20 protein-coding genes are annotated in these 26565 nt (G+C 65.3%); 12 read left to right on the plus strand and 8 right to left on the minus strand.

Annotated features, from left to right (window positions below; genetic code table 11):
- Positions 1-5: 5 nt before the first annotated feature.
- Genes ACWIKC_RS02935 through crtY form a run of 3 tightly spaced genes read right to left on the minus strand, consistent with a single transcriptional unit; the run spans position 6 to position 3333 of the window.
- A complete protein-coding gene (locus ACWIKC_RS02935; RefSeq protein WP_454598635.1) occupies positions 6-587 on the minus strand; it encodes an LOG family protein in 582 nt (193 codons plus the stop codon).
- On the minus strand, positions 584-2149 hold the full coding sequence (locus tag ACWIKC_RS02940) for a phytoene desaturase (protein ID WP_454598636.1): 1566 nt from the start codon (positions 2147-2149) through the stop codon (positions 584-586). The genes ACWIKC_RS02935 and ACWIKC_RS02940 overlap by 4 nt, the downstream gene beginning before the upstream one ends.
- Positions 2146-3333 (minus strand): lycopene beta-cyclase CrtY, encoded by a 1188-nt coding sequence (gene crtY, locus ACWIKC_RS02945; protein ID WP_454598637.1) that lies wholly within the window; start codon positions 3331-3333, stop codon positions 2146-2148. Before crtY ends, ACWIKC_RS02940 begins: the two co-directional genes overlap by 4 nt.
- 109 nt (positions 3334-3442) lie before the next feature.
- Between crtY and ACWIKC_RS02950 the strand changes: the two genes are divergently transcribed.
- Positions 3443-4333, plus strand: a complete 891-nt coding sequence (locus ACWIKC_RS02950; RefSeq protein ID WP_454598638.1) for a MipA/OmpV family protein — start codon at positions 3443-3445, stop codon at positions 4331-4333.
- Between the two features lie 100 nt (positions 4334-4433).
- Here ACWIKC_RS02950 and ACWIKC_RS02955 read toward each other — a convergent pair whose 3' ends face one another.
- On the minus strand, positions 4434-6491 hold the full coding sequence (locus tag ACWIKC_RS02955; RefSeq protein ID WP_454598639.1) for a S9 family peptidase: 2058 nt from the start codon (positions 6489-6491) through the stop codon (positions 4434-4436).
- 129 nt (positions 6492-6620) lie between these two features.
- On the opposite strand from ACWIKC_RS02955, the gene ACWIKC_RS02960 reads away from it, so the two are divergent.
- Together ACWIKC_RS02960 and ACWIKC_RS02965 are read left to right on the plus strand one after the other, a co-directional pair.
- On the plus strand, positions 6621-7892 hold the full coding sequence (locus ACWIKC_RS02960) for an amidohydrolase family protein (RefSeq protein WP_454598640.1): 1272 nt from the start codon (positions 6621-6623) through the stop codon (positions 7890-7892).
- A gap of 141 nt (positions 7893-8033) precedes the next feature.
- A complete protein-coding gene (locus ACWIKC_RS02965; protein WP_454598641.1) occupies positions 8034-9854 on the plus strand; it encodes a DUF885 domain-containing protein in 1821 nt (606 codons plus the stop codon).
- A gap of 45 nt (positions 9855-9899) precedes the next feature.
- Here the strand turns inward: ACWIKC_RS02965 and ACWIKC_RS02970 are convergent, their stop codons facing one another.
- Positions 9900-11210, minus strand: coding sequence for a UDP-glucose dehydrogenase family protein (locus ACWIKC_RS02970; protein WP_454598642.1), 1311 nt, complete (start codon positions 11208-11210; stop codon positions 9900-9902).
- A complete protein-coding gene (locus ACWIKC_RS02975) occupies positions 11207-12013 on the minus strand; it encodes a metallophosphoesterase family protein (protein WP_454598643.1) in 807 nt (268 codons plus the stop codon). Before ACWIKC_RS02975 ends, ACWIKC_RS02970 begins: the two co-directional genes overlap by 4 nt.
- A gap of 278 nt (positions 12014-12291) precedes the next feature.
- On the opposite strand from ACWIKC_RS02975, the gene ACWIKC_RS02980 reads away from it, so the two are divergent.
- The 6 genes from ACWIKC_RS02980 (at position 12292) to ACWIKC_RS03005 (ending at position 19727) form a co-directional block, all read left to right on the plus strand.
- Positions 12292-13059, plus strand: a complete 768-nt coding sequence (locus tag ACWIKC_RS02980) for a TorF family putative porin (RefSeq protein WP_454598644.1) — start codon at positions 12292-12294, stop codon at positions 13057-13059.
- A gap of 255 nt (positions 13060-13314) precedes the next feature.
- Complete coding sequence (locus ACWIKC_RS02985; protein WP_454598645.1) at positions 13315-14721, plus strand: glycosyl transferase family protein; 1407 nt, start codon at positions 13315-13317, stop codon at positions 14719-14721.
- A 344-nt stretch (positions 14722-15065) separates the two neighbouring features.
- Entirely contained in the window at positions 15066-15866 is an 801-nt protein-coding gene (locus ACWIKC_RS02990; RefSeq protein ID WP_454598646.1) for a hypothetical protein, read from the plus strand.
- A gap of 46 nt (positions 15867-15912) precedes the next feature.
- Positions 15913-16821, plus strand: a complete 909-nt coding sequence (locus ACWIKC_RS02995; RefSeq protein ID WP_454598647.1) for a sulfite exporter TauE/SafE family protein — start codon at positions 15913-15915, stop codon at positions 16819-16821.
- Positions 16818-17570, plus strand: coding sequence for a TIGR02186 family protein (locus tag ACWIKC_RS03000; RefSeq protein WP_454598648.1), 753 nt, complete (start codon positions 16818-16820; stop codon positions 17568-17570). Before ACWIKC_RS02995 ends, ACWIKC_RS03000 begins: the two co-directional genes overlap by 4 nt.
- A 105-nt stretch (positions 17571-17675) precedes the next feature.
- A complete protein-coding gene (locus ACWIKC_RS03005) occupies positions 17676-19727 on the plus strand; it encodes a helicase HerA domain-containing protein (protein WP_454598649.1) in 2052 nt (683 codons plus the stop codon).
- 8 nt (positions 19728-19735) lie between these two features.
- Here ACWIKC_RS03005 and ACWIKC_RS03010 read toward each other — a convergent pair whose 3' ends face one another.
- Both ACWIKC_RS03010 and ACWIKC_RS03015 read right to left on the minus strand, forming a co-directional pair.
- Positions 19736-20482 (minus strand): 7-carboxy-7-deazaguanine synthase QueE, encoded by a 747-nt coding sequence (locus tag ACWIKC_RS03010; RefSeq protein WP_454598650.1) that lies wholly within the window; start codon positions 20480-20482, stop codon positions 19736-19738.
- A 210-nt stretch (positions 20483-20692) separates the two neighbouring features.
- Positions 20693-23473 (minus strand): valine--tRNA ligase, encoded by a 2781-nt coding sequence (locus ACWIKC_RS03015; protein ID WP_454598651.1) that lies wholly within the window; start codon positions 23471-23473, stop codon positions 20693-20695.
- Positions 23474-23599: 126 nt separating this feature from the next.
- Between ACWIKC_RS03015 and ACWIKC_RS03020 the strand changes: the two genes are divergently transcribed.
- From ACWIKC_RS03020 to ACWIKC_RS03030, 3 genes are read left to right on the plus strand one after another with little or no spacing between them, the layout of a single operon-like run.
- Positions 23600-24712 carry an MlaE family lipid ABC transporter permease subunit gene (locus ACWIKC_RS03020; RefSeq protein ID WP_454598652.1) on the plus strand — a complete coding sequence of 371 codons (1113 nt, stop codon included), beginning with the start codon at positions 23600-23602 and terminating at the stop codon, positions 24710-24712.
- Positions 24712-25608, plus strand: coding sequence for an ABC transporter ATP-binding protein (locus ACWIKC_RS03025; RefSeq protein WP_454598653.1), 897 nt, complete (start codon positions 24712-24714; stop codon positions 25606-25608). Before ACWIKC_RS03020 ends, ACWIKC_RS03025 begins: the two co-directional genes overlap by 1 nt.
- An 8-nt stretch (positions 25609-25616) precedes the next feature.
- Complete coding sequence (locus ACWIKC_RS03030) at positions 25617-26564, plus strand: MlaD family protein (protein ID WP_454598654.1); 948 nt, start codon at positions 25617-25619, stop codon at positions 26562-26564.
- The last annotated feature ends 1 nt before the right edge of the window (position 26565 follow it).

A 26565-nucleotide genomic window follows, 5' to 3' on the forward strand; every position in this document is an offset into this window, starting at 1 on the left:
TGTGCTCAAAGGTCGGCGGCGGTCATCTGGAAGATCGGCGTGTGCGGTTGATAGCGGCCCATCTTGTCGAGCAGCCCGTCGAGCGTCTCGTCGGCGATCATGATCCCCTGGTGCGCCGGGCGGATGAAACCGACCTCGGCCATATGGCGGTTGAAGGCCAGCAGATGGTCGAAAAAGCCGAAGGCGTTGAGCAGGCCGACCGGGCTGGTGTGATAGCCCAGCTGCGCCCAGCTGATCGCTTCCCACAATTCGTCCATCGTCCCCACGCCGCCCGGAATGGTCACGAAACCGTCCGATAGGTCGGTGAAACGCTGCTTGCGCTCGTGCATCCCCGAGACGGTGTGCAGCTCGGTGCAGTCGTTGTTGGCGACTTCGGAGCTGGCGAGCGCTTCGGGGATGATCCCGATCACCTCGCCCCCGGCGTCGAGCGCGCCCTTGGCGACCGCGCCCATCAGCCCGAGCCGCCCGCCGCCATAGACCACGCCGATCCCGCGCCGTGCGAGACCGCCGCCGACCTCGCGGGCGAGCTCCATATAGCGCGGGTCCTGCGGCGTCGCCGACCCGCAATAAACGGCAATGCGTTTCACTGGGCGGTAGCTCCGACCAGGTCCTCGACCATCAGCCCGGCAGTCGCCTTGGCGCTGCCGACCACCCCGGGGATGCCCGCGCCCGGATGGGTCCCGGCGCCGACGAGGTAGAAATTGCCGATCACGTCGTCGCGATTGTGGCCGCGGAACCAGGCGCTCTGGGTGAGCAGCGGTTCGAGGCTGAAGGCGCTGCCCAGATGGGCGTTGAGATCCTGCGAGAAATCGCGCGGGGAGTAGTGGAACTTGGTGACGATTCGGTCGTGGATGTCGGGGATATCCAGCCGCCTGCCGACCTCGTCGAGCACGCGCTTTTCGAGCAGCGGACCGGTTTCTTCCCAATCGACCGCCAGCTTGCCGGTATGGGCGACGGGCACCAGCGCGTAGAAGGTGCTCATCCCCTCGGGTGCGACGCTGGGGTCGGTGACGCTGGGATGGTGGAGATAGACCGAGAAATCGGCGGGCAGCACACCATTCTTGTAGATGTCGTCGACCAGCCCTTTGTAGCGCGGGCCGAACAGGATCATGTGGTGGGCAATGTTGGGGAATGTCCCCTTGAGCCCGAAATGGACCACGAACAGGCTGGGCGAGAATTTCTTGCGCGCCAGCTTCTTGGCGTAGCTCGCGCCGCGCCCCGAACCGCTGAGCAAATCCTTGTAGCTGTGCATGATGTCGGCATTGCTGGCGACCGCATCGAAGCGCTGGCGGAAGCCCGAGCGGGTCTCGACCTCGGTCGCGACGGTGCCCAGCGTGTGAACCTGGATGACCGGATCGTCGAGACGCACGGTTCCGCCGATCCGTTCGAAATGGCGCACCATCCCGGCGATCAGCTGGTTGGTCCCGCCGCGCGCCCACCAGACGCCGCCGTCCTTTTCGAGCTTGTGGATCAGCGCGTAGATCGCGCTGGTCTTCATCGGGCTGCCGCCGACCAGCAGTGTGTGGAAGCTGAACGCCTCGCGCAGCTTCTCGTCCTCGATGTAGTGGCTGACCATCGAATAGACGCTGCGCCAGGCCTGCTTGCGCACCAGCGCGGGCGCGGCCTTGAGCATCGACTTGAAATCGAGGAACGGCACATGGCCCAGCTTGACGTAGCCTTCCTCGTAAACCTCGGCGGAATATTTGAGGAAGCGCTGGTAGCCCGCGACATCGGCGGGGTTGATCCGGGCAATCTCGTCGAACAGCTGGTCTTCGTCGTTGGAATAATTGAACTCGGTCCCGTCGGGCCAGGTCAGCCGGTAGAAGGGCATGACCTTCATCAAATCGACGTCTTGTGCCATGTCGTGCCCCGACAGCGCCCACAATTCGCGCAGGCAATCGGGGTCGGTGATGACGGTGGGGCCGGCGTCGAAGGTGAAACCTTCGCGTTCCCAGACATAGGCGCGGCCGCCCGGTTTATCGCGCGATTCGATCACCGTGGTGGCGATCCCGGCGGACTGCAGGCGAATGGCCAGTGCCAGCCCGCCGAAGCCCGAGCCGATCACGCAGGCGGTCTTGCCGGTTGCTGCCAGTTCGATCGGCGCGCCCTCGCCCGGCGCGGCGGTAATATTGGGGGTGTTGGCGTTCATCGCTTTTTTCCTTGGACCAGGGGCCTGCCTTTGCCAAGCAATGCGGCAATGGCTCGGGGGATGGGCACGGGCGGCTTGCCCGTCAGCGTACGCAATTGATCGAGCCGGGTCGAGCGGGCTGCGTAGAACCGCTCGATCAGGGGTTCGGGGAGGCGATAGAAGCGTTCGAAGATCTTGTAGCGGCGCTCGGGCTCGGCGGCGTCGAACAGCATCTTGCCCAGCATCCGATAAAAGCGTGTCGCGCGCCAATGGCCGTACGCGCGGCGATCGACGAAGCGCGCGAGCTCGTCGCCCGCGAGATGTGCCTCGCGGGCGATGGCGAGCGCATTGGCGACCGCGATCGGCATGGTGTAGCTGGTCAGCGGATGGGTGAAGCCGCCGCGCGCGCCCGCCAGCGCGACTCCGGGCACCGCAAGGCTGGCGCGATAGGCGGCGAAATCGCCCCCGGTCACCACCGGCAAGACCCCGGTTTCCTCGCCCACGGTTTCGCCGGTCCAGCCTTGGGCGGCGCAATAGGCAGCGATCCGTTCGGACAGCAGCGCCCGGTCGAGTTGCGGCTCGTCGGCGTAATAGGTGTCCTCGACGAAGATGTCCTGCGGCCCCAGCGGCAGGACATAGACGAAGCGATAGGCGCCGTGCTGTTCGACGGTCGCATCCATGATCACCGGCCGGACGACCCCGTGCGGGCTGTCGCAGCGCAGGTGTCGGCCCATGAAGACCTGCCAGCCGCCGGTCAGATGGGGCGAGGGCAGGGCATCGCGGCAGTCGATCACCGTGGCTGCATCGAGCCGCCCACCGCCCGCGAGTTCAACGCCACGTTCTGACAGGCTTGTCACTCGCGTCCCCGCCATGATCGCCCGCTGCGGCAGCAGGTGGCGCAGCGCGCGATCGAAGTCGGAACTGGCGAGCGAGCGGTATTCGCCCGCGAGATGGCGTTCGTGCGCGGGAAAGCGGACCATGTTGCCATCGAGCCAGCTGGTCTGGGTAAAGGGCGCCATCAGCGCCTCGCCCTCGGGGTCCAAATCGCCGGTGAACCAGCTCCAGCGGTGGTTTCCGCCGAAACTGCCCCCGGCCTCGATCAGCGCGATCCGGCTCCCGGGGTGCGCGCGATGGATGGCAAGGGCGATCAGCCCGCCGGCCAATCCGCCGCCAACCACGGCAATATCGAGGGTGTGCCCGTTCATTGCGGCTTTGCCCTAGGCAGCAACGTGGACTAGGGCAATGCAAAGGAATGCAATGGAACGTGCGTGCAAGCGGCCCGTTATTGCGGTGAACCGTTTACCGAGGAAAACCATGAAAATATTCGCCGCTGGCCTGATGGCCGCTGGAACCGTGCTTATTGCCGCCCCGCTTGCCGCGCAGGACGCCGGTGCCCCCGGCGTGCGCGCCGCGGCGCCCGACGTGCCCGAGGAAACCGTGTTCGACGGAGATTATCTCACCGTCGGCGTCGGGGTCGCCTATGGCGCGAGCTATTCGGGTTCGGACGATTACCGGACCTTCGTCCTGCCGATCGTGCAGGGATCGCTTGGCGGGGTCGATATCAGTCCGCGCCCGGCGGGTGTCGCGCTCGATTTCATCCCCGATCCGGACGAGGGCGTGTCCTTTTCCTTCGGGCCGGTGATCAAGCTCAACCGCGACCGCGCCGATCTCGACGGAATCAAGGACCCGGTGGTCGAGGCCTATGGCGAACTCGACACTGCGATCGAGGTCGGGCCGAGCGCCGGGGTCAGCTTCCCGCAATTGCTCAACCCCTTCGACAGCCTCAGCCTCTCGGTCGATGCCGCTTGGGATGTGGCGGGCGCGCATGACGGCATGTCGGTGAGCCCGGCGATCACCTATTTCACCCCGCTGAGCCGCGGGATCGCCGCCTCGCTCTCGCTGAGCACCAAATATATCGACGACGACTACGCCGATTATTACTATTCGGTGCCCGCCACCAACGCCGCGCTCCCCGCTGCCGATGTCCTGCCCGGGTTCCAGGCCGACAGCGGGTTCGAAAGTGCGGGCGTCAACGTGTTCCTGGCCTTCGACCTCAATGGCGATGTCACCGATGGCGGGCTCGCTCTGGTCGCGCTGGGGGGGTATTCGCGGATGCTCGGCGATGCCAAGGATTCGCCCTTCACCAGCATCCGCGGCGAGGCCGACCAGTTCCTTGGCGCGGTGGGGATCGGCTACACGTTCTAGAGCGTTTGCAACTATCCCAAAAAGCAAGGGCGGCTCGTTGAGCCGCCCTTGTCGTATCAGCACCCGATGATTGCAGGTTGCTTATAGCGTCATTGCCGGATCATTCCTCGTCCGCGGACGCGGTCCCGACCGTTCCTGCGGCCAGAACCGGCCTGGAATCAGGCAGTTGCGCCTTGCGGTCACCGGTCTTGAGATAGGTGTCGAACCAGCGCATCATCCGCAAATTGTAATCGTACCGTGCCGCCGCCTGGTTGTTGCCGTGGCCCTCGCCGGGGTAGAGCACCAGCCGCACCGGAGTCTCGGGCTTGCGCACCTTGATCGAGCGGTAGAGCTCGTAGCTCTGCGTCGGCGAAACCCGCGTATCCTCGGCACCGTGCATGATCAGCAGCGGGGTTTCGGCCTTGTCGACATGATAGACCGGGCTGACCTCGAGCATCTTGAGCCAGTCGTCCCAGGGCCAGGCCAGGCTGTGGACATTGTACATCTCGTAGGGGATGTCGGTGGTGCCGAACTTGCTGACCTGGTTGGATATCCCGACGAACATGACACCCGCCGCGAACTCCTCGCTGAAATAGGTCGAGGCCCAGCCGGTGGCATAGCCGCCATAGGATCCGCCGGTCATTCCGACCCGGTCGGCATCGGCGACGCCCAGTGCCACCAGCGCTCTTTTGGCATCGACCAGATCGGTGAATTCGGGGTCGGTGTAATTGCCCTGGTGCTGCTTGGAATAGGCGGTGCCATAACCGGTCGAGCCGCGATAATTGGGCAGGAAGACCGCATAACCCTGGCCCGCCGCGACCTGGCCGGGACCGCTGTAATTGGTAACCCAGCCATTGGAATCATGTGCTTCCGGACCACCGTGCACATCGAGGATCAACGGCGCGCCACCGCGCGGAGCACCCCCGACCGGCTCGACCAGCACGCCCTCGACCGCCTGCCCGTCGCGCGCGGTGTAGGTCACGGTGCGTTGGGTGCCGAAATCGATCTCCGACAGCCAGGGATTGTGCGAGGTCCAGCGCTGGAAAGCACCGTCGTTCCAGACGAACAGCTCGCTGGGATGGGTCGGCGAATTGGCCTCGACCGCAATGCGGTTCCCCGCCGCTTCGACCGCGGTCAAGATCAGAGCCCCGCTGTCGTGTTCGACATCGACCGTTCCGTCGGCGTTGTAGATTCGCAGCGCCGACTGCGCGCCTTTGTGGATCACCGCCGCAAGCCGTCCGTCGGGCAACCATTCGGCGTCCACCGCGGCCTCGGGCGCACCCTGGTTGAGCGCGCGATAGGTGCCGCTCGCGACATCGACGAAATGCAGCGTGGTCGCGGCGGGATCGTTGATGTCGATCCCCGCGATCAGCGACAGCCGCGAGCCGTCGGGCGAAATCTCGACATCGCCGATCTTGCCGGGCGTCTCGACCACCGCGCCGATCCGGCCGGTGGCGAGATCGAGCACATGGACCCGCTTGGCGGTGTAGCTGTCGTCGACCTGCGGGGTCGGCGCGCTTTCGATGATGCCATAGCGCGCATCGGGCGCGATCTTGAAAGCGCTGACATAGCCGGGGATCGCGATCGCCTGCGGCTCGGCGTCGACCGTCTCACCGATGGCGGCGCGGAACAGGCGGTTGAGGCGGGCTTCTTCCTCGTAGACGATCGCGTCGAAGCCGGCCTTGCTCTGGCTGGCGCGCAGCTTGTCTTCGGCGGCTCCGGCGAGCAGGTGCATGTGCCGCCCGTCGGGGCTCCAGGCATAGCTGCGCACGGCAGCGCCATCGATTTCTGCAAGCTTGCGCTGCGCGCCGCCATCGATGGGGATGCCCCAGACCGCGCGCTTCTCGTCTTCCTTGGTCCACAGGAAGCTGACCCAGCGGCCATCGGGCGAGAAGGCGATGCTGCCTACATTCATGTCATCGGGCAGGAAATCGCGGACATTGCCCGGCCCGTAGGCGAGCCTGAGTTGCTGGCGCGGGCCGCCATTCTCTTCGCCTGAGGTCACATCGGGCAGGCTGACGGTGGTGTAGGCGATCCGGTTGCCGTCGGGCGCGAGCGCGATCGCGCCGACGCTTTCGATCTTGGCGACGTCTTCCGCCGTCATCGGCCGCGCCGAAACGGAGGTGGCGGCGAGCGCGCTGGAAGCGAGCAAAAATGTGGCGATTGTCCGGTGGGTCATGGGCGGGGCGATCCTCTCTCGATCATGGAAATAGCTATGCTCGCTTCATAGCGGGGCGGGCGCGCGTGGCAAACCGGCGCTTGTGTGCGGGACGCCCGCAAGGCATCACGCTGCGCAAAGGGGAGAATAATGATGCGTTTCACCTATCCGCTGGCGCTTGTCGCCGCTTTCGCCGCCGCGCCCGCTTTGGCCGACACCACCGTGGTCCAAGCCGGCAATGTGATCGCCGATGCGAATAGCCAGCCGATGGGCCCGGCGACCATCACCGTCACAGACGGCCGCATCGTGAGTATCGAGCGCGGCTGGAATGCGGGACCGGAAGGCGCCGAGACGGTCCGGCTGGAGGGCATGACCGTAGTTCCCGGCCTGATCGACCTGCATGTCCATCTGACCGGCGATCCCGGTGGCGATTTCTGGAAGGGCGCGGTCGAGCCCGAGGAATGGGGCGTCGTGGTCGGCGCCAAGAACGCCGCCAAAACGCTTCGCGCCGGCTTCACTACGGTGCGCGAAGCCGGGAGCGCGCAGCACAGCGCTTTTTCGCTGCGGCGCGGGACCGAGGAAGGGATGATCGAGGGGCCGCGCATCGTCGCCGCCGGGCCGGCGCTCGCCATCGTCGGCGGGCATGGCGACGTCTCCGGGTTCCGCCCCGAGGTCAACGAAGTGCTCACCTCTGGCTACACCTGCACCGGCGCGGTGGAATGCGCCGAGAAGGTCCGCCGTGCGAGCCAGAACGGCGCCGACATCATCAAGATCACCGCCACCGGCGGGGTGCTGAGCCAGCAGGGTCGCGGGCTCGAGGCGCATTTCTCCGATGCCGAGATGAAGAGCATCGCCGACACCGCGCATTCGCTCGGGCTGCAGGTCATGGCGCATGCGCATGGCGCGCGCGGGATCGAGGCGGCGGCGCGGGCCGGGATCGACAGCATCGAGCACGCGACCTATCTCGACGAACAGGCGGCCGATGCGATGAAGGCCAATGGCACCGTGCTGGTACCGACGCTGATGGCGTTTCAGGGCGTCACCGAGCGGCTGGGGCAGGGCATCTACACGCCGGTGGTCGAGGACAAGATCCGTGCGGTCGCCGAAACCGCCAAGGTGTTCATGGGCAGGGCCTATCGCTGGGGCGTTCCGATCGCTTTCGGGACCGATGCCGGCGTGTTCGACCATGGCCGCAATGCCGAGGAATTCGCGCTGATGGTGGACCAGGGCATGTCGCATCGCGACGCCTTCGCCAGCGCCACCACCGTTGCGGCGGAGGTGCTGCAGATGGAAGGTGAGATCGGTCGCCTCGCGCCCGGCTATTCCGCCGACATGATCGCGGTCGCGGGCAATCCGGTCGAGGATGTCACCGTGCTCGAAAATGTGGAGTGGGTGATGGTGCGCGGCCGGATTGCCGAATAGGCGGCACCGGACACCCCGACCAAACCCAAACACCGAGTCGATATTTGTCGGGACGCGTAGCTCACTGGTCTGCTGGCCGGTTGCAGGGCTCCGTGGCGGGGCTTAGGCCCTGATTCAGTTTCATTGAAGGAATTTGCCATCATGGCCATCCGTTACGCGCTGCTCGCTGGCGCCGCTCTCTCGCTCGCCGCCTGCGCCACCACCGTTCCCGAGGCTGGTTCGCCCGGGGTAGCAACCACCGCAGCGGCGCAGTCGGAGCACGACCGGCTCTTCGCGCTGTTCGCCGATGCGGACGAACGCAATCTCAAGCTCAATCCGATCAGCGCGCTGTTCCGCGGCGACATGCGCTATGCCGACAGGCTGGGTGATTTCCTCACCGACGAATACAACGACGCGAGCCGCGCCGATGCGCAGACCAATCTGGAGCGACTGCGGGCAATCGACCGCGCTGCGCTCGATGAGACCGACCGGCTGGCCTATGACGTCTTCGAATACAATCAGCAGCAGGCGCTCAAGGGGCTGACCGACGCGATACTCGCGGTCACCGAGGTGCGCCCGGTGAACCATTTCTCTGGCTTCCACACCTTCTACCCGACCTTTGCCAGCGGGCAGAGCGCGGCGCCTTTCAAGACGGTCGAGGATTACGAGAACAATCTCAGCCGGCACGAGAACTATATCGAACTGACCGATCGTGCGATCGGCCTGTTCCGCGCAGGGCTCGAGAGCGGTGTGCTCGAAACCAGGCTAACGATCGGCAATGTGATCGAACAGCTCGATACGCAGGTGGAGATGCCGCTTGAGGAATCGCCGTTCTGGATGCCGGTCAAGAATTTCCCCGAGAGCTTCTCCGCCGCCGAAAAAGCGCGGCTGACCGGGGATTACCGCGCCAGCACGCAAGGCATCTACGCGGCGCACACGCGCATGCGCGATTTCCTGCGCGACGAGTATCTGCCGCGGGCGCGGACGAGCGTGGGCCTGTCGCAGATGAAGGGCGGCGAGGCGCTCTATCGCCAGCTGATCGAGAGCACGACCACGCTGCCGCTCGCACCCGATTACCTGCACGAGTTGGGCCTGAGCGAAGTCGCGCGGATCAAGACCGGGCTCGAAGAGATCAAGGCCGAGGTCGGCTTCGAGGGCACGCTCAACGAGTTTTTCGACTACGTCCGCACCGATCCGCAGTTCAAGCCGGAAAGCCGCGAGGCGCTGACGCAGACCTATTACGACATCGGCGAGCAGGTCGATGAAAAGATCGACGAGCTGTTTTCGCTGACTCCCGCAGCGCCGCTCGAAATCCGCCCCTACGAGACCTTCCGCGAGCAGTTCTCTGCCGGCGGCTCCTACCAGTCGGGCGCGCCGGACGGCTCGCGGCCGGGGATCTTCTATTTCAACGCCTACGATCTGCCCAGCCGGCTGACGACGGGCAATATGACGCTCTATCTGCACGAGGGCGCGCCCGGGCACCATTTCCAGATCAGCCTGGCGCAGGAGAACGAGGCGCTGCCCGCCTTCATGCGCTTCGGCGGGACCACCGCCTTCGTCGAGGGCTGGGCGCTTTATGCCGAGACGCTGGGCGAGGAGATGGGTTTCTTCGAGGATCCCTGGAATCGCTACGGCACGCTTCAGGACGAGCAATTGCGCGCCATGCGGCTGGTGGTCGATACCGGTCTGCACTCCAAGGGCTGGACGCGCGAGCAGGCGATCGACTTCATGCTGGAAAATTCGGGCATGACCCGCACCGAGGTGGTGGCCGAGGTCGAACGCTATATCGCCATCCCCAGCCAGGCGCTGGCCTACAAGGTCGGCGCGCTCAAGATCCAGGAACTGCGCCAGCGGGCCGAGCAGCGGCTGGGCGATGGTTTCGACATCAAGGCCTTCCACGCGCAGGTGCTGAACACCGGCGGGTTGCCGTTGCCGGTACTGGAAGCCAAGATCGACCGCTGGATCGCGGCGGGCGGCGCCTGAGGCCCTGAACCCGCGTCCGGCCTGTGCCGGGTGCGGGCTGGTCTGCTAGCTGCGCCCGACGCTCACATAGTCGAAGCCGCGTGCGCGGACATCCTCGGGGCGATAGATGTTGCGCAGATCGACCAGCACCGGGGCCTTGGCGATCTGCTTGACCCGGTCGAGGTCGAGCGCGCGGAAGGCGTCCCATTCGGTCACGATGGCGATGGCATCGGCGCCCTCGATCGCGGTGTAGGGATCCTCGCACATGGTCACTTGCGGCATCAGCGGACGCGCGGATTCCATGCCCTCGGGATCGTAGGCGCAAACCTCGACCCCGGCGTCGGTGAGCGTCTGGGCCACCGCGATCGCAGGCGAATCGCGCATGTCGTCGGTGTTGGGCTTGAAGGTCAGCCCGAGCAGCGCCACCTTCTTGCCGCGCGCATTGTCCTTGCCGCCCAGCGCGTCGAGCACCTTGCGGCCCATCGCTCGCTTGCGGCTGTCGTTGGCCTCGACCACCGCGGCGACGATCCTGACCGGGCTGTCGAAATCCTCGGCGGTCTTGAGCAGCGCCAGCGTGTCCTTGGGGAAGCACGAGCCGCCATAGCCGGGCCCGGCGTGGAGGAATTTTGAACCGATACGGTTGTCCATCCCGATCCCGCGGGCGACATCCTGGACATCCGCGCCGACGCGCTCGCACAGATCGGCCATCTCGTTGATGAAGGTGATCTTGGTCGCGAGGAAGGCGTTGGCGGCGTATTTGATCAGCTCGCTGGTGCGCCGCCCGGTGAACAGGATCGGCGATTCATTGAGGAACAGCGGGCGATAGACCTCGCGCATGATCTCGCGGCCGAACTCGTCCTGCGCGCCGATGACGATCCGGTCGGGGCGCTTGAAATCGCCGATCGCGGCGCCCTCGCGCAGGAATTCCGGGTTGGAGACCACCGCGAAGCGATGTGTGGTCCCGCTGTCGGCGAGGATGCGCTCGACCTCGTCGCCGGTTCCGACGGGGACGGTCGACTTGGTCACCACCACCGCGTCGTTGGAGAGGGTCGCGCCGATTTCCTCGGCGACCGCATAGACGAAGGACAGGTCGGCATGGCCGTCGCCGCGGCGGCTGGGGGTGCCGACCGCGATAAAGATCGCCTGCGCCCCGGCGATGCCTTCGGCCAGATCGGTGGTGAAGGTCAGACGCCCGGCCTTGACGTTGCTGTCGACCAGCTTGTCGAGCCCGGGTTCGTAGATCGGCATCACGCCCTCACGCAGCCGCGCGATCTTCGTCTGATCTTTGTCGATGCAGACCACTTCGTGGCCGAAATCGGCAAAGCAGGCCCCCGATACCAGCCCCACATAGCCCGAGCCAACCATTGCGATCTTCATGAAATGCCCCCGGTGTGACGGATGGTGATCGTGCCGTCGATGTCGACCGCCTGGATATAGCGCCGCTGCGTGCCGTCCAGCACCAGCGCGGTCAGCACGCCCGTGCGAAAGGCGCCGGTATCGATCCCGATGCGATGGCCGCGATCCTCGATGTCCTCGAAGATGGTGTGGCCATGGACGACGACATGGCTGAGCGGATCGACATGGCGCAGGAAGCGCTCGCGGATCCACAACAGGTCGCTGCGGCTCTGGTCGTCCATCGCGCGCAAGGGGTCGACGCCCGCGTGGACGAAGACGTAGTCTCCGGCGACGATCAGCTCCTCGAAGGACTCGAGGAAGTCGCGGTGCCCTGCCGGGACAAGGCGTGCCATTTCTGCGCGCAGTTCGTCCAGCGTCAGCGCGTCGAGTTCCTTGCGCGAGATGCCGTAGCTCATGATGGTCTCGCGGCCGCCATGCTTGAGGAAGTGGCGCAGCACGTCCTTGTCGTCGAAGCTCTCGAGGAACATCTCCTCGTGATTGCCGGCGAGGCAGCGCAGCGGGCGGAGGCCCTGCCATTCGCGCGCTGCGGCGATGACGCCCGCGCTCTGGGGGCCGCGATCGACCAGGTCGCCCAGCAGGACAACGGTCGAGCCAGCTTGCTGCGAAGCGCCATCGTCGTCCTCGATCGCGCGGCGCAGCGCGTCGAACAGGTCGAGGCGGCCGTGGACATCGCCGACGACGTAATAGCGCTCGCCCTCGGGCACCGCCGTAAGCTTGACCGGCGCCTTGGGCCTGCGGAAGATCTGGCGGATGGAGTTGAGCATGGGCGTTAAGATGGCGCCAAAACAAAGCGCTGCAAGGCGCATAGTCGCGCGCGGGCTGCCGGGCAACTGCACTCTGCCTGTCTTGGGGACCGCCTGCGCCTTCGCAGTTGCACAAAAACCACGCTGTCGGTCTTCAATCGGTAATACTCGCTGCGAAACTTGCTTTCGTTGGCTGGTTTGTGAAATATGGTTGCGAACACGTTAGAGGAACCCGAACCATAACCCGGGCCCGACGTCGTTTGCAGGTGGGACGAAGCGACAACCATCAGGAGTCTGTCATGCTCACGTCCTCGCGCGGCCTCGCCGCATCGCTCGTCTTGGCGAGTTTCACCCTATCCGCTCCTGCCTTTGCGCAGACCGTCAACCCGGCCGACGAGGTCGCGGCAGACACCCAGGGCCCGATCACCATCTCGGCCAATGTCGCGCTCGCAAGCGAATACCGCTTCCGCGGTGTCGACCTGTCGGGTGGCGAGATCGCCATCCAGGGCGGTTTCGATCTGGCAACCGATTCCGGCTTCTACGTCGGCACCTGGGCCTCGTCGCTCGACGAGACCACGGTTGGCTTCGGTTCGACCGAACTCGATGTCTATGGCGGCTGGAGCGGCGAATTCGCCAGCGGTCTTTCCGCCGATGTCGGGGTGATCGGCTATCTCTACCCTGACGCTGGCCCGGGTGATTTCGATTACATCGAAGTCTATGGCTCGGTCGGCTTCGCCATGGGACCCGCCGAAGCCACCGTCGGCGTGGCCTACGCGCCCGAACAGGATTCGCTGGGCGGCACCGACAATTTCTACATCTATACCGATCTCGGAGTGGGCATTCCCGGCACTCCGGTGAGCCTGATCGGCCATGTCGGTTACACCGACGGCTTCCTGACCTTCACCAACGACAGCAAGGCTTTCGACTGGTCGATCGGCGCGGAAGCGGAAATCTATGGTCCGCTGTCGGTCAGCGCCGCCTATGTCGGCGCCGAGGGCGACATTCCGGTCGGCTTCTACGATTTCGTCGACGATGCCTTCGTGGTGACGCTCAGCGCGAGCTTCTGACTTCGATCATCTATTCCAAACGGGGGCGGGCAAGGAACCGCCCCCGCTTGTCTTCCCGCCGGCATGGCTCATCGGCAAGGCGACCACTCGCGATTCGCGACCGACAAGTTTGTTCGACCGCGCTATTTGGTCCGAATCGGAGCGGATTGATACGACGGCAGGGCGGTTCTCTCTGAATCCTTTGACAGTTCATCCTGTCCATATCCGTTGCAAGTAATCGCTGTCGGTTATACGTAAGTCCCGGGAGGATTTGCGATGGGGTTATTGGCTCAGCTGAGTGCTGGCGAATGGCTTGCGCTGGTTCAGCACGAGCTGTTCCTCTTCGCGACCTTCTTTTTCATTCTCGGTGCGCTGGACGAACTGGCCGTGGACCTGGCCTATGGCTGGCTGCGCCTTCGCGGAAAGGTTGCGACCCCACACGTCGATGAAGCGCAATTGCACGCGCGCCCGCTTTCCGGGATCGCGGCGATCTTCGTGCCTGCGTGGGACGAGGCGCGCGTTATCCGCCCGATGCTGACCCACGCGCTGCTGGCCTGGCCGCAGGCCGAAGCGCGCTTCTACATCGGCTGCTATCGCAACGATCGCGCCACATTCGACGCAGCGTCCATCGTCGCGCAGACGGATGCGCGGGTGCGTCTGGTAGTCCACGATCGCGACGGTCCAACCTGCAAGGCCGACTGCCTCAACGCGCTTTATACAGCGCTGGTGGCTGACGAAGTGCGCACTCTCCAGCGCGCCCGCATGGTTGTGCTTCACGACGCCGAAGACCTGGTCGATCCCGCCGCGCTCGCCGCGCTCGACGCCGCGCTCGACCATGCAGAATTCGTCCAGCTGCCCGTCCTCGCCCTGCCGCAGCGCGGCTCACGCTTCGTCGGCAGTCATTATTGCGACGAATTCGCCGAAGCGCACGCCAAGGTCATGGTGGTACGCAATGCGCTGGGTGCGGGCATTCCGGGCGCCGGAGTAGGCTGCGCGGTGGAACGCGATACGCTCGGACGGCTGGCCGAGTTGTCCGGCGAAGGCGGACCGTTCGAGGTAAAATCGCTGACCGAAGACTATGAGTTCGGTCTCAATGTGAGCGCCATCGGCGGGCGCGACCGCTTTCTGCGCCTGCGCACCAGGGACGGACGGTTGATCGCCACGAGAGCCTACTTTCCATCGCGGATCGACACTGCGGTGCGCCAGAAAACGCGCTGGATTCACGGGATAGCGCTGCAGGGCTGGGATCGGCTGGGCTGGAACGGAGGAACACTGCGCGTGTGGATGAAGCTGCGCGACCGCCGTGGTCCGTTCGCGGCACTGCTTCTGGCGATGGCCTATCTGCTTGTGGTGCTGTCGGGTATCATCGGGATTGCCGCCTTGTTCGGTGTACTCCTGCCGGTCGCAGCGTCTCCGCTACTCACGACTATGCTGGTGATCTGCAGCATAGCCTTCGTCTGGCGCGCGCTGGTCCGCGCAGCATTTACTACCCGGGAGTTTGGGTGGCGCGAGGGGCTGCTGGCGATCCTGCGGATCCCGGTTTCCAATGTCGTCGCGATCATGGCGGGCCGCCGCGCGATTGTGGCCTATGTCGCAACCCTGAGCGGGGCGGAGGCGCGGTGGGACAAGACCGAACACGCCCACCATCCCGCGTCCGAACTGCACGAATCCCGGACGGCATGATTGCTCGACCGACCCTCGGCTCATTGCCGGACAAACGCCCCTTCCGCGGTCAGCCGCTGGCGCTCATGCTGGTGGTGCTGGCGCTCTGGATCTGGCTGAGGGCCAGCTATTGGGTGCCCCCGAATCAGATCGCCGAAATTTCGGTGTCCTTCGCAGGATCTGCTGAACAAAATCATGCGATCAGGAATGGTGGTGGAGAGGAGCCCCCCAATTCGACACTTCCATGGTGGGCATTCTCGACTTCCAATACGGTCGCTAACGAGGAGAGGCCATCTTCTCGCCCTATGATCGCACCGTCCGTGTCGCCGTGGGCTGACCCTTCCGGATTTGCCCGTCGGGGTCTGGTGTATAGCGGCCTGCAGTCGAATGTCCTTCCCAGCGTCGTACTGCCCTCGATTGCAGGCAACACTCGACAGTCGCTATCGAAATCAGATCAAGCAAATCCGCAGAATGCTATCTTCTCCCTTCCGACGAGAACGGACAAGTCGATCGAACCGCGGCGTTTTTCGGTCGATGGCTGGCTGTTCCTGCGCGAAGGCGGGGGACCCGATGCCGGCGCGGGACCGCTCGCCCCGACCTATGGCAAGAGCCAGTTCGGAGCCGTGCTGCGCTACGATCTCGGATCGCGGACAGCGCAACTGCCGCAAGCCTATCTGCGCGCCACCGGAGCGATCGATTCCCGCGAGGGGGATCTCGCTGCGGGGTTCTCCATTCGGCCCCTGCCCGGGCTGCCGCTCCGCGCGCATGGCGAAGTCCGCCTCTCGCGTCTCGGCGAGAAGGTCGAACTGCGTCCGTCCGCTTTCGTGACCGCCGGAATCGAAGAGACCTTGCCTCTCGACACCCGGGTCCGCGGCTATGCGCAGGCGGGCTATGTGGGGGGCGAGTTCGCCACCGCCTTCGCCGATGGCAGCCTGGTGGTCGAGAGCGTCGCGAAGCGTTTCGAGCACGGGGCGCTCGCCCTGGGGCTCGGCGCATGGGGCGGGGTGCAGGAGGGGACCGAGCGGCTCGACGCGGGACCGACTGCAAGCATGGATCTGCGCGTTGGCGGCGGTACGGTCCGGTTGGCGGCGGATTGCCGCTTCCGGGTCGCGGGCGATGCCAAACCGTCCTCGGGAGCCGCGCTGACGCTTTCGTCCTCTTTCTGACGCCTCGCAGCTTTTATCGGGGGGCGTGCTAGGATAGGGGCTGGACATGGACGTATACCTGCCCATCGCGAACCTGTCCGTGAACGGGCTCTGGATCGTCGCGCTCGGGCTGGTGACGGGCCTTCTCTCCGGCCTGTTCGGCGTCGGCGGCGGATTCCTGACCACGCCCTTGCTGATTTTCTACGGGGTGCCGCCGACGGTGGCAGCCGCCTCCGCCTCGACCCAGGTCACCGGCGCCAGCGTCTCGGGCGTATTCGCCCATTCCAAGCGCGCCGGGGTGGATTATCGCATGGGCAGCGTGATGGTCGTCGGCGGGATAATCGGCGCAGGCATCGGCTCGCTGCTGTTCCGCTGGCTGCGTGCGATGGGCCAGATCGACGTGGTCATCAGCGCGCTCTACGTCCTCCTGCTCGGGTCGATCGGGATGATGATGGCACGCGAGGCGGTCCAGGCGCTGCGTGGCAAGTCCTCCGGTTCGGTCGCCAAACGGCGTCGGCACCACCCGCTGGTCGCCTCGCTGCCGATGCGCTGGCGCTTCTATCGCTCGGGCCTCTACATTTCGCCGCTGGCGCCGCTGATCCTGGGCATTCTGGTCGGCATCCTGACCATGTTGATGGGGGTGGGCGGCGGTTTTATCCTCGTGCCCGCCATGCTCTACATCCTCGGGATGAGCGCAAACGTCGTGGTCGGCACCAGCCTGTTCAACATCCTCTTCGTCACCATCGCCACCACCATGATGCATTCGCTCACCACCAGGGCGGTCGATATCGTGCTGGTCGGATTGCTGCTGATCGGTTCGGTCACCGGGGCGCAGATGGGGACGCAGGTCGCCTCCAAGGTAAAGCCGGAAATCCTCCGGCTGATCCTCGCCTCGATCGTGCTTGCGATCGCCCTGCGGATGTTCTTCGGCCTGTTCGTCCAGCCCGATGAAATCTACACGGTCGCGCCGCTGTGAGGGTGCTGCTGCTCCTGCTGTTCGCCATGATGCTCTCGGGCCAGCGGGATCCGATCCTGGTGCCCGAAGTGTCGCAGCACGAGGTGCAGGTGCGGCAGGGCTTCACCGGCACCGAATTGCTGCTGTTCGGGGCGATCATCGATCCCGCCGGGCGAGGGGGAGGCGGGCAATACGACATCGTCGTCGTGCTCAAGGGGCCGCCCGAACCGATCCGGCTGCGCGAGAAGGCGCGGTTCGCGGGCGTCTGGGTCAATGCCGAGAACACCGACTTCCGCTCGGTCCCGTCTTTCTTCGCGGTGGCTTCCTCGCGACCGATCGAGGAGATCGTCGACCAGAAGACCGCCGCGATCTACGAATTCGGCACCGATTATATCCAGCTATCGCCCACCGGGGTCATCGACCCGGAAGAGCAGGCGCGTTTCACCGCCGGGCTGGTCGATCTCAAGACGCGGCAGGATCTCTATCAGGAACTGGTCGGCGGCGTGGAATTGCGCGAGCAGGTTCTCTACCAGGCGCGCATCTCGCTGCCGTCCAATGTCAGCACGGGGGTCTATACCGCCGAGACCTTCGCCGTGACCGATGGCCGCGTCATCGCCTCGGCGATGGCCGAAGTCGCGGTGCGCAAAGTCGGGTTCGAGCGCTTCATCGAGAATTCCGCCAATGAATGGGGGCTATATTACGGCCTTTCCGCGGTGCTGCTCTCGATCGGGATGGGCTGGGCCGCTGGGCGTTTCTACGCGATGATCTAGCCAATTTTTCCGGAGCTTGTGCCCCGCACCCAGCCCGATCGTTACCACATTTTAACCGCCAGCGCTTAGGCCATTTTATACAACAGCCGATCGAGCGGAAGCTTCATGACCGATATGTCCCATCACAATTTCCGCGCCCCCGACTCCACCGACGAAGGCGGGGCGGAGTTGCCGCAGCGCAATGCGCTGCGCGATCGGATCCGTCGTGGCGGGGCCGCTCCCTCGCCGCAGGACGCTCGCCCTGGATATGCGGCACCGACCGAACGTCCTGCTCCGCAGCGTAACGCGCCGACGCAGGACGCACCGCGTCCGCCGGTGCTCCGCCAGTCCGCATCGCCTCAGTCCAGCGCGCAGGACCGAGTTCCCGGCCGCGATCCGGAACTCCGCCGCCCGGCGCCGGTGCGTCCGAGATCCGAGCCGGTCCGTGAGACCACCGCGCACGGCGATGCGCCCCCGCCGCGCCCCGCTGCCGCGCAGCCCCGGCATGCCGAGCACAAGGAAGTCGCCCAGGCCGAGCGCCGTGGCGGCGGCGGTGGCGGCGGCAATGACGGGGTCGACAACGCTGTGCTCCCGATCGGTCAGGTGCTCGAGATCGCCGGTTCGGGCTCGCGCATCTCGATCGACCTGCAGCGTCTCAACGAATGCATGCAGGACGAGGACCCGGCAATCGCAATGGCGGGCCAGGTCGGCAGCCAGATCAAGATCCGCGTCGGAGACGGCTGGCTGCTCGCAAATGTCCGCAACCAGAAGCAGGACCGCCAGGTCAGCGGCTCGGTCGTCGCCAATATCGATTTCCTCGGCGAAGGTGCCGAAGAGCGGCTTACCGGCAAGCTCCACAGCTTCAAGCGCGGGGTTACCCGTTACCCGATCCCCGGTGCCAAGATTTTTCCGGCCACGACCCAGGATCTCAAGCAGGTCTACGCCAGCGATGGCCGCAGCGCGATTACGATCGGCAAGGTCTATCCGACCAAGGACATCCGCGCGGGCCTCTATATCGATGCGATGCTGGGCAAGCATTTCGCGTTGCTGGGATCGACCGGCACCGGCAAATCGACCAGCGCTGCGCTGATTCTCCACCGGATCTGCGAGGCGGCGCCCGAAGGCCATATCGTCATGATCGACCCGCATGGCGAATATTCGGCGGCCTTCCGCCAGACCGGCGTGATCCTCGACGTGTCGAACCTGCAGATGCCCTATTGGCTGATGAATTTCGAGGAGCATTGCGAAGTGCTGCTCACCAGCGCGGGCAACGAGCGGCAGGTCGATGCCGATATTCTCGCGCGCTGCCTGCTGCATGCGCGCGGCAAGAGCCGGCTGGCCGAACAGATGGGCAAGATCACCGTGGATTCGCCCATTCCCTATCTGCTGTCGGACCTCTCCACCGCGCTTCAGGATGCGAAGGGCAAGCTCGACAAGGCCACCAATTCGGCCCCCTACATGCGGATCAAGAACAAGCTGGACGAGATCAAATCCGATCCCCGCTACCAGTTCATGTTTTCAGGGATGCTGGTGGCCGACACCATGGCCGATTTCATCTGCAAGATTTTCCGCATGCCCGGCGACGGCAAGCCGATCTCGATCATCGACGTTTCGGGCGTGCCATCCGACATCACCGCCACGGTGGTCGCGGTGCTCAGCCGGCTGGTGTTCGACTTCGCGATCTGGGGCCGCGAGGAAAAGACCCGCCCGGTGCTGCTGGTCTGCGAGGAAGCGCATCGCTACGTCCCCAACGAGAAGAACGCCGACGGTTCGAGCGTGGGCAAGGTGCTCAGCCGGATCGCCAAGGAAGGTCGCAAATACGGCATCAGCCTGGGCCTCATCACCCAGCGCCCCTCCGACCTCGCCGAAGGCGTGCTGTCGCAATGCGGCACGATCATTTCGATGCGGCTCAACAACGACCGCGACCAGGCTTTCGTGAAAGCCGCCATGCCCGAGGGCGCGCGCGGTTTTCTCGATGCGATACCGGCGTTGCGCAACCGCGAATGCATCATCTGCGGCGAGGGCGTCGCGATCCCGATCCGGGTGCGCTTCGACAATCTGGAGGAATCCAAGCGTCCGGCCTCGGACGATCCCAGCTTTGTCGAATTGTGGAACAGCAGCGGCGGCGACGAGGAAGCGGTCGAGCGCGTCGTCCAGCGCTGGCGCGCCCAAGGCTAGGCCTGGGGTCAGGTCCCGCGGGTATCGCCGAACAGGTGGATATGCAGCCGGTCGCTCATCCGGAAGCCGTGCTCGAGGCATAGCGGCACCAGCCAACGCTCGCGCGTCCGCAGCGTGGCGCTGTCGGTGCCTTCGGGCATCAGGAACACCTTGGCAGGCGGGATCGCATGGCTCCGGACCAGCGCCGCCGCCTCGGCGACATCCCCGGGCCCGGCCACCACGAATTTGAACCAGGCGCGCGGATCGCCGGCATAGGCGTGCAGCCGCTCGGCGATCAGCGCGAGTTCGGGCGGATTGCCGCTGTGCGCCAGCTTGGGGCTGACATTGTACTGGTCGACCCGGATATCGAGCCGCGGCGGCGCCTTGGTGGTGCCATTGGTCTCGATCTCCACCACCATGTCTGGAAGCAGTTCGAGCAATTCGGCCAGCGACGCGGCCTGCAGCAGCGGTTCGCCGCCGGTGACCACCAGCCGCTTCTGACCATGTCCGGCAATCCGCTCCGCCACCTCGGCGACGGGCAGCTTGACCTGGTTGGGGCCGCGTTCGTAGGTCGGGTCGGAACGGTGGGGGCGCCCGAACTTTCTGGCGTCGCCGGTGAAGTGCCAGGTGTAGGCGGTGTCGCACCAGACGCAGGCGAGGTTGCAGCGCGACAGCCGCATGAAGGCGACCGGCATTCCGGCGGACGGACCTTCGCCCTGCAGCGAGGAGAAAATCTCCGGTCCCCCGGTGTCGTCAGTCGCGAGCGTAAGGTTCACATGGCTTTCCAGAAATTTCCCAAGAGGGTGACAGTGGGTGACGGCGGTGTCACCCTAACGAACGAACCAGCCAGTTGTTTTCGCGAGATTATTTCCCGCTTGGGTGACACTTGGCGGGTTAGTAGCCCCCCCCTTGCCAGCTTGGCGGAGCGCCTCACATCCGCTTTATGGCAGATATGATCGCTGTAGGAAAACGCGAACCCGCGGCAGTTACCCTAGCCGGGCCAGCGCCGCCTCGAGCCGATCGACTTCGGCACTGTGGTGCGCCAGATCGCCGCGCGCCTTCTCGACCGCTTCGGGCTTGGCGCGTTCGACGAAGCTGGCGTTGCCGAGCCGACCCGCGAGCGATCCCGCCTCCTTGCGCGAGACGACCAGCGCCTTTTCCAGACGCGCCTGTTCGGCGGCGATGTCGATCACGCCCTCGAGCGGGATGACGAAGCCATCCTCGCCCGCCGCGATCTGCATCGCCGGCCCGGAGGGCGCTTCGGCGAAATGCACCGGAGTCAGCCGCGCCAGCCGCTCGATCGCCGCCGGATTGCCCTCGACCACCGTCTTCGCCAGCGCGCTGGGCGCGGCGCAATAGGCCGCCAGCTTGGCACCGGGCGGGATGCCGAGCTCGTTCTTGGCGGCGCGGACCGCACCGGTCAGCGCGATCAGCCAATCGATCTCGGCCTTGGCGGCCTTGTCCACCTCGGCCTCGGGCTCGGGCCATTTCGCGGTGATCAGCGGGTAGTCGGACCGGTCGCCCTGCTTGCTCCACAGTTCTTCGGTGATGAAGGGCATAAAGGGGTGGAGCATGACGAGGATCTGGTCGAGCGCCCAGCCGGCGACGGTCTTGGTCTCGGCGTCGATCTGCGCCCCCGAAACCGGCTTGATGAGCTCCAGGTACCAGTCGCAGAACCGATCCCAGACGAAGTGGTAGATCGTGTTGGCGGCAGCATCGAAACGCAGCTCGGCGAGCGCGCGGTCGAGCGAGCCTTGCGTTTCCACGACCTCGCCGATGATCCACTTGTTCACCGCCAGCGTGGCTTGCGGTGCGGCGATCTGCGTGCTCGCGCCGATGCCGTTGGCCTGGCAGAAGCGGGTCGCGTTCCACAGCTTGGTCGCGAAATTGCGGTAGCCCTCGACCCGGCGGTCATCCATCTTGATGTCGCGGCCCTGGCTCTCCATCGCCGCCATGAAGAAGCGCAGCGCGTCGGCGCCATAGCGCTCGATCAGCCCCAGCGGATCGACCACATTGCCCTTGGATTTGGACATCTTCTGGCCATCGGCAGCGCGCACCAGCCCGTGGAGGTAGAGCTTGGGCCAGGGGTTCTGGCCGGTCAGGTGCCGCCCCATCATCATCATCCGCGCATCCCAGAAGAACAGGATGTCGAAGCCGGAGATGAGCAGATCGTTGGGATAGTGCTTCTCGACCAAGTCGGTCTTGTCCGGCCAGCCGAGCGTGGCGAAGGGCCAGAGCGCGCTGGAGAACCAGGTGTCGAGCACGTCCTCGTCGCGGGTCAGCTCGACGCCGTCGCCCGCCTGCTCGCGCGCTTCGGCTTCGGTCATCGCGACATAAGCCTTGCCGCTCTCGTCGTACCACGCCGGAATCCGGTGACCCCACCACAGCTGGCGGCTGACGCACCACGGCTGGATGTTCTCCATCCAGTTGAAGAAGGTCTTCTCCCAGGCCTTGGGGACGATCTCGACCTCGCCGCTCTTCACCGCCGCGATCGGGGCCTTGGCCAGTTCGCCAGCGTTCACATACCACTGGTCGGTCAGCATCGGTTCGATCACCACCCCGCCGCGATCGCCGTAGGGCTGCATGATGACCTTGTCCTCGACGCCGATCATCAGCCCTTCGGCATCGATATCGGCGACCACCCGCTTGCGCGCTTCGTAGCGATCGAGACCGCGGTATTCTTCGGGCACGAGGTTCATGGCGTCGATGTCCGCCGCGCTTGCCGCTTCGCCGCGAGCGAGGGCACGGGCGCGCTTCGAGGTTTCGGCGTATGTCTCACCGTCGCTGCGCATCGCGGCGACTTCGTCCATCAGGCGATACATCGGAATGCCGTTGCGCTGCGCGACACCATAGTCGTTCTCGTCGTGCGCGCCGGTGATCTTGACCGCGCCCGACCCGAAATCGGGATCGGGGTATTCGTCGGTGATGATCGGGATCTGGCGGCGGTGCTCCTTGGGCCCCACCGGGATCTCGCACAATTTACCAACCAGCGAGGCATAGCGCGCGTCGCCGGGATGGACCGCTACCGCGCCATCGCCCAGCATCGTTTCCGGGCGCGTGGTGGCGATGGAGATATAGTCGCGCTCTTCCTCGAGCACGATCGCGCCATCCTCGTCGCGCTCGACATAGGTGTAGGTCGCATTGTCGGCGAGCGGGTATTTGAAATGCCACATCTGGCCGTTCGTCTCGCGGTTCTCGACCTCGAGATCGGAGATCGCGGTTTTCAGCTTGGGGTCCCAGTTCACCAGCCGCTTGTCGCGGTAGATCAGCCCGTCGCGGTGGAGGTCGACGAAGGTCTTGAGCACGGCTTTCGAGAAATGCTCGTCCATCGTGAACTGCTCTCGGGACCAGTCCATCGAGCAGCCGAGCCGGCGCAGCTGGCGGGTGATCGTGCCGCCGCTTTCGTCCTTCCACTCCCACACCTTGGCGATGAAATCATCGCGCGAATAATTGGTGCGCTTGTCCTGCGCCGCCTCGAGCTGGCGTTCGACCACCATTTGGGTGGCGATCCCGGCATGATCGGTGCCGACCACCCACAGCGCATCCTTGCCGCGCATCCGCTCGTAGCGGATCATGATGTCCTGCAGCGTGTTGTCGAGCGCGTGGCCGATATGCAGGCTGCCCGTCACGTTGGGCGGCGGGTTGACGATGGTGTAGGCTTGCGCGCCAGCGCGGTCGGGGCGGAACAGCCCGTTCTCCTCCCAGTGGGAATACCAGCGCGCCTCGATATCGGCGGGGTCGAATGTGGTCGGCAGTTCGGTGCTCATGGCTGGAGCCTTTGCCAGCGGGTCTGGCCCTAGGCAACAACTCGCGGCAACAACTGCCCGCAACCAGCCTCTGCAAGCAGCGTGCGCCTTGTGGCGCGCGAGATTTATCCGCATAGGCTGGCGCATATGGACAGCGAAGCCGCATTCACGATCTCCGAGGAGGGAGAAGGACACGGCACGCTGGCGCTGTCGGGTCCGTGGCTGGTGTCTTCGATCGGCGCGCTCGAGCGGGATCTGCGCGGTATCGATGGGCCGGTGACGCGGATCGATCTGAGCGAGGTCAGCGAAATCGACACCGTCGGGGCCTGGGTTGCCTGTGACCTGGCCGAACGGCTCGATGCCGAAGTGGTCGGCGCCAGCGAACGCGCGACAAGGTTGATGGATGCGGTCTGCGGCCTCGGAGGCGGATTGAAGCTGGCCGCACCGCGCGATGCGGTGTGGAAGCGGATCACTGCGCGTACCGGCGAGAAAGTCTATGGCGCGCGCGCGGGCATCTATGGCGTGCTCGGATTTCTGGGTGCGATCCTCTCGGCCTCGGGCACGCTGATCCGTCATCCCGGCCGGTTTCGCGGCAAGGCGCTGGTGCGCCAGATGGAACTGGTCGGCGTGGCCGCGCTCCCCATCGTCGGGCTGATGAGCTTCCTGATCGGCATCGTTATCGCCCAGCAGGGCGCCGTGCAGCTGTCGCAATTCGGCGCCGAGACGCTGACGGTCAATCTGGTCGGGCGGATCACACTGCGCGAACTGGGCGTGCTGATGACAGCGATCATGGTCGCGGGGCGTTCTGGCTCGGCCTTCGCCGCGCAGATCGGCACCATGAGGCTCACCGAGGAAGTCGATGCCATGCGAACGATCGGCATTGCGCCGATGGAGGCGCTGGTGATCCCGCGCATTCTCGCCGCCACGCTGATGATGCCGCTGCTGGGTTTCTACGCTTCGGTTATGGCGATTGTCGGCGGTGCGACCATCTCGAATTTCGCGCTCGGCATCCCGTTCCTCAATTTCCTCGAGCGGATCCAGGATGTGGTGCCGATCTACGATCTGTGGGTCGGGCTGATCAAGGCACCGGTGTTCGGGCTGATCGTCGGGCTGGCGGGCTGCTATCACGGCATGCAGGTCAAGGGCGATTCCGAGCAGGTGGGTCTGCGCACCACGCTGGCGGTGGTTTCGGCGATCTTCGCGGTGATCGTGATCGACGCATTCTTTGCGGTCTTCTTCACCAAGCTGGGATGGGCCTGATGGGCGAGGACAGCAACCGCCCCGGGCGCCACGAGCGGTATCGCGGCGAGCATCCCGTCGTGGTCAAGGGACTGGTCAATCGCTTCGGCGACCATGTGGTTCACGAGAACCTCGATCTCGAGGTGCGGCGCGGCGAAATCCTCGGTGTGGTCGGTGGCTCGGGTTCGGGCAAATCGGTGCTGATGCGCTCGATTATCGGCCTGCAGCCGCCGACCGAGGGCGAAGTCGAGGTGTTCGGCCGCTCGCTCACCAATTCGCAGCCCGACGAGGTGCTGGGCGTCCGCGACCGCTGGGGCGTGCTGTTCCAGGGCGGCGCGCTGTTTTCGACGCTCACGGTGGGCGAGAATGTCGAGGTTCCGCTCAAGCAGTTCTACCCTGAACTGTCGGACAAATTGCGCAAGGATATCGCCAGCTTCAAGGTGCTGCTCTCGGGCCTGCCCGCAGAAGCGGTGAACCAGTATCCCTCCGAGCTGTCGGGCGGGATGCGCAAGCGCGCCGGTCTGGCGCGGGCGTTGGCGCTCGATCCCGAGCTGCTGTTCCTAGACGAACCGACCGCGGGGCTCGACCCGATCGGGGCGGCGGCCTTCGACCGGCTGACGCTGGAGCTCAAGGAAACGCTCGGGCTGACCGTGTTCCTGATCACCCACGATCTCGACACGCTCCACGCGATCTGCGACCGGGTGGCGGTGCTCGCCGACAAGAAGGTGATCGCGGTCGACACCGTGCCCAATCTGATGGCGCTCGATCACGAGTGGATCCAGGAATATTTCAACGGCCCGCGCGGACGCGCGGCGCTCAGCGCGCAGGCGCTCGAGGAATTGCGCAAGCATATGGACACGCCCATCGCCGCGCAGACCCTCAAAGCGTTGGACAACGCGCCGGATAGGAAGGCATAGGCGAGGCAATGGAAACGCGGGCCAATCATGTATGGGTAGGGGCGGTGACGCTGCTGCTGCTCGCTGCGCTGGCGCTGGCCATCGTTTGGATCGCGCGGCTGGGGCAGGGCGACCAGGACGAATACGACATCTTCTTCAAGACTTCGGTCGCGGGTCTCGCCACCGGGTCGCAGGTCTCCTTTGCCGGTGTCCCTGTGGGGCAGGTCAGCGAGATCGTGTTGTGGGACAAGGATCCCGAATTCGTGCGTGTGCGGATCAAGGTGAAAAACGAGGTGCCGATCCTGGTCGGAACCACCGCGACCATCCAGTCCAGCTTCACAGGCGTCTCGACCATCATGCTCGACGGCGCGCGCAGCGGCCAGCCGCCGATCACCTGCGAAACCACCGCCTGCACCGAAGGCGTCCCGATCATCCCCCCCAAGGCGGGCGGGTTCGGCGAGATTCTCGCCAATGCGCCGCTGCTGCTCGAACGGCTGGCGACGCTGACCGAGCGGCTGACCTCGCTGCTCTCGGACGAGAACCAGGGCGAGCTGGCGGGCATTCTCGCCAACACCAATGCGATGACCGAGGATTTCGCCCGCGCGACCCCGCAGATCGAGCGCACGATGCTCGAGCTGCAGGTCACCTTGCGCGAATCGAGCGAGGCGCTCGACCAGTTCGAGAAGGTGACCGCCACCACCGATCGCCTGATCAACCAGGAAGGCGTGGCGATATCGCAGCAATTGCGCAAAACGCTCGACTCCGCCAGCGGCGCGGCTGCGGCGCTCGAACAGACGCTCGAAGAGGCGCGCCCCGTCACCCGCCAGCTGACCGAAAGCACGCTGCCGGCCGCCGAAGCGACGCTGCGCGATTTGCGCGCCACCAGCAAGTCGCTGCGCGATATCACCGAAACGATCGAGGATGAGGGCGTTGGCGCCCTGGTGGGCGGGCCGCCCCTGCCCGATTACGAACCGTGAG

The sequence above is a fragment of the Qipengyuania sp. SM2507 genome (assembly GCF_053714505.1).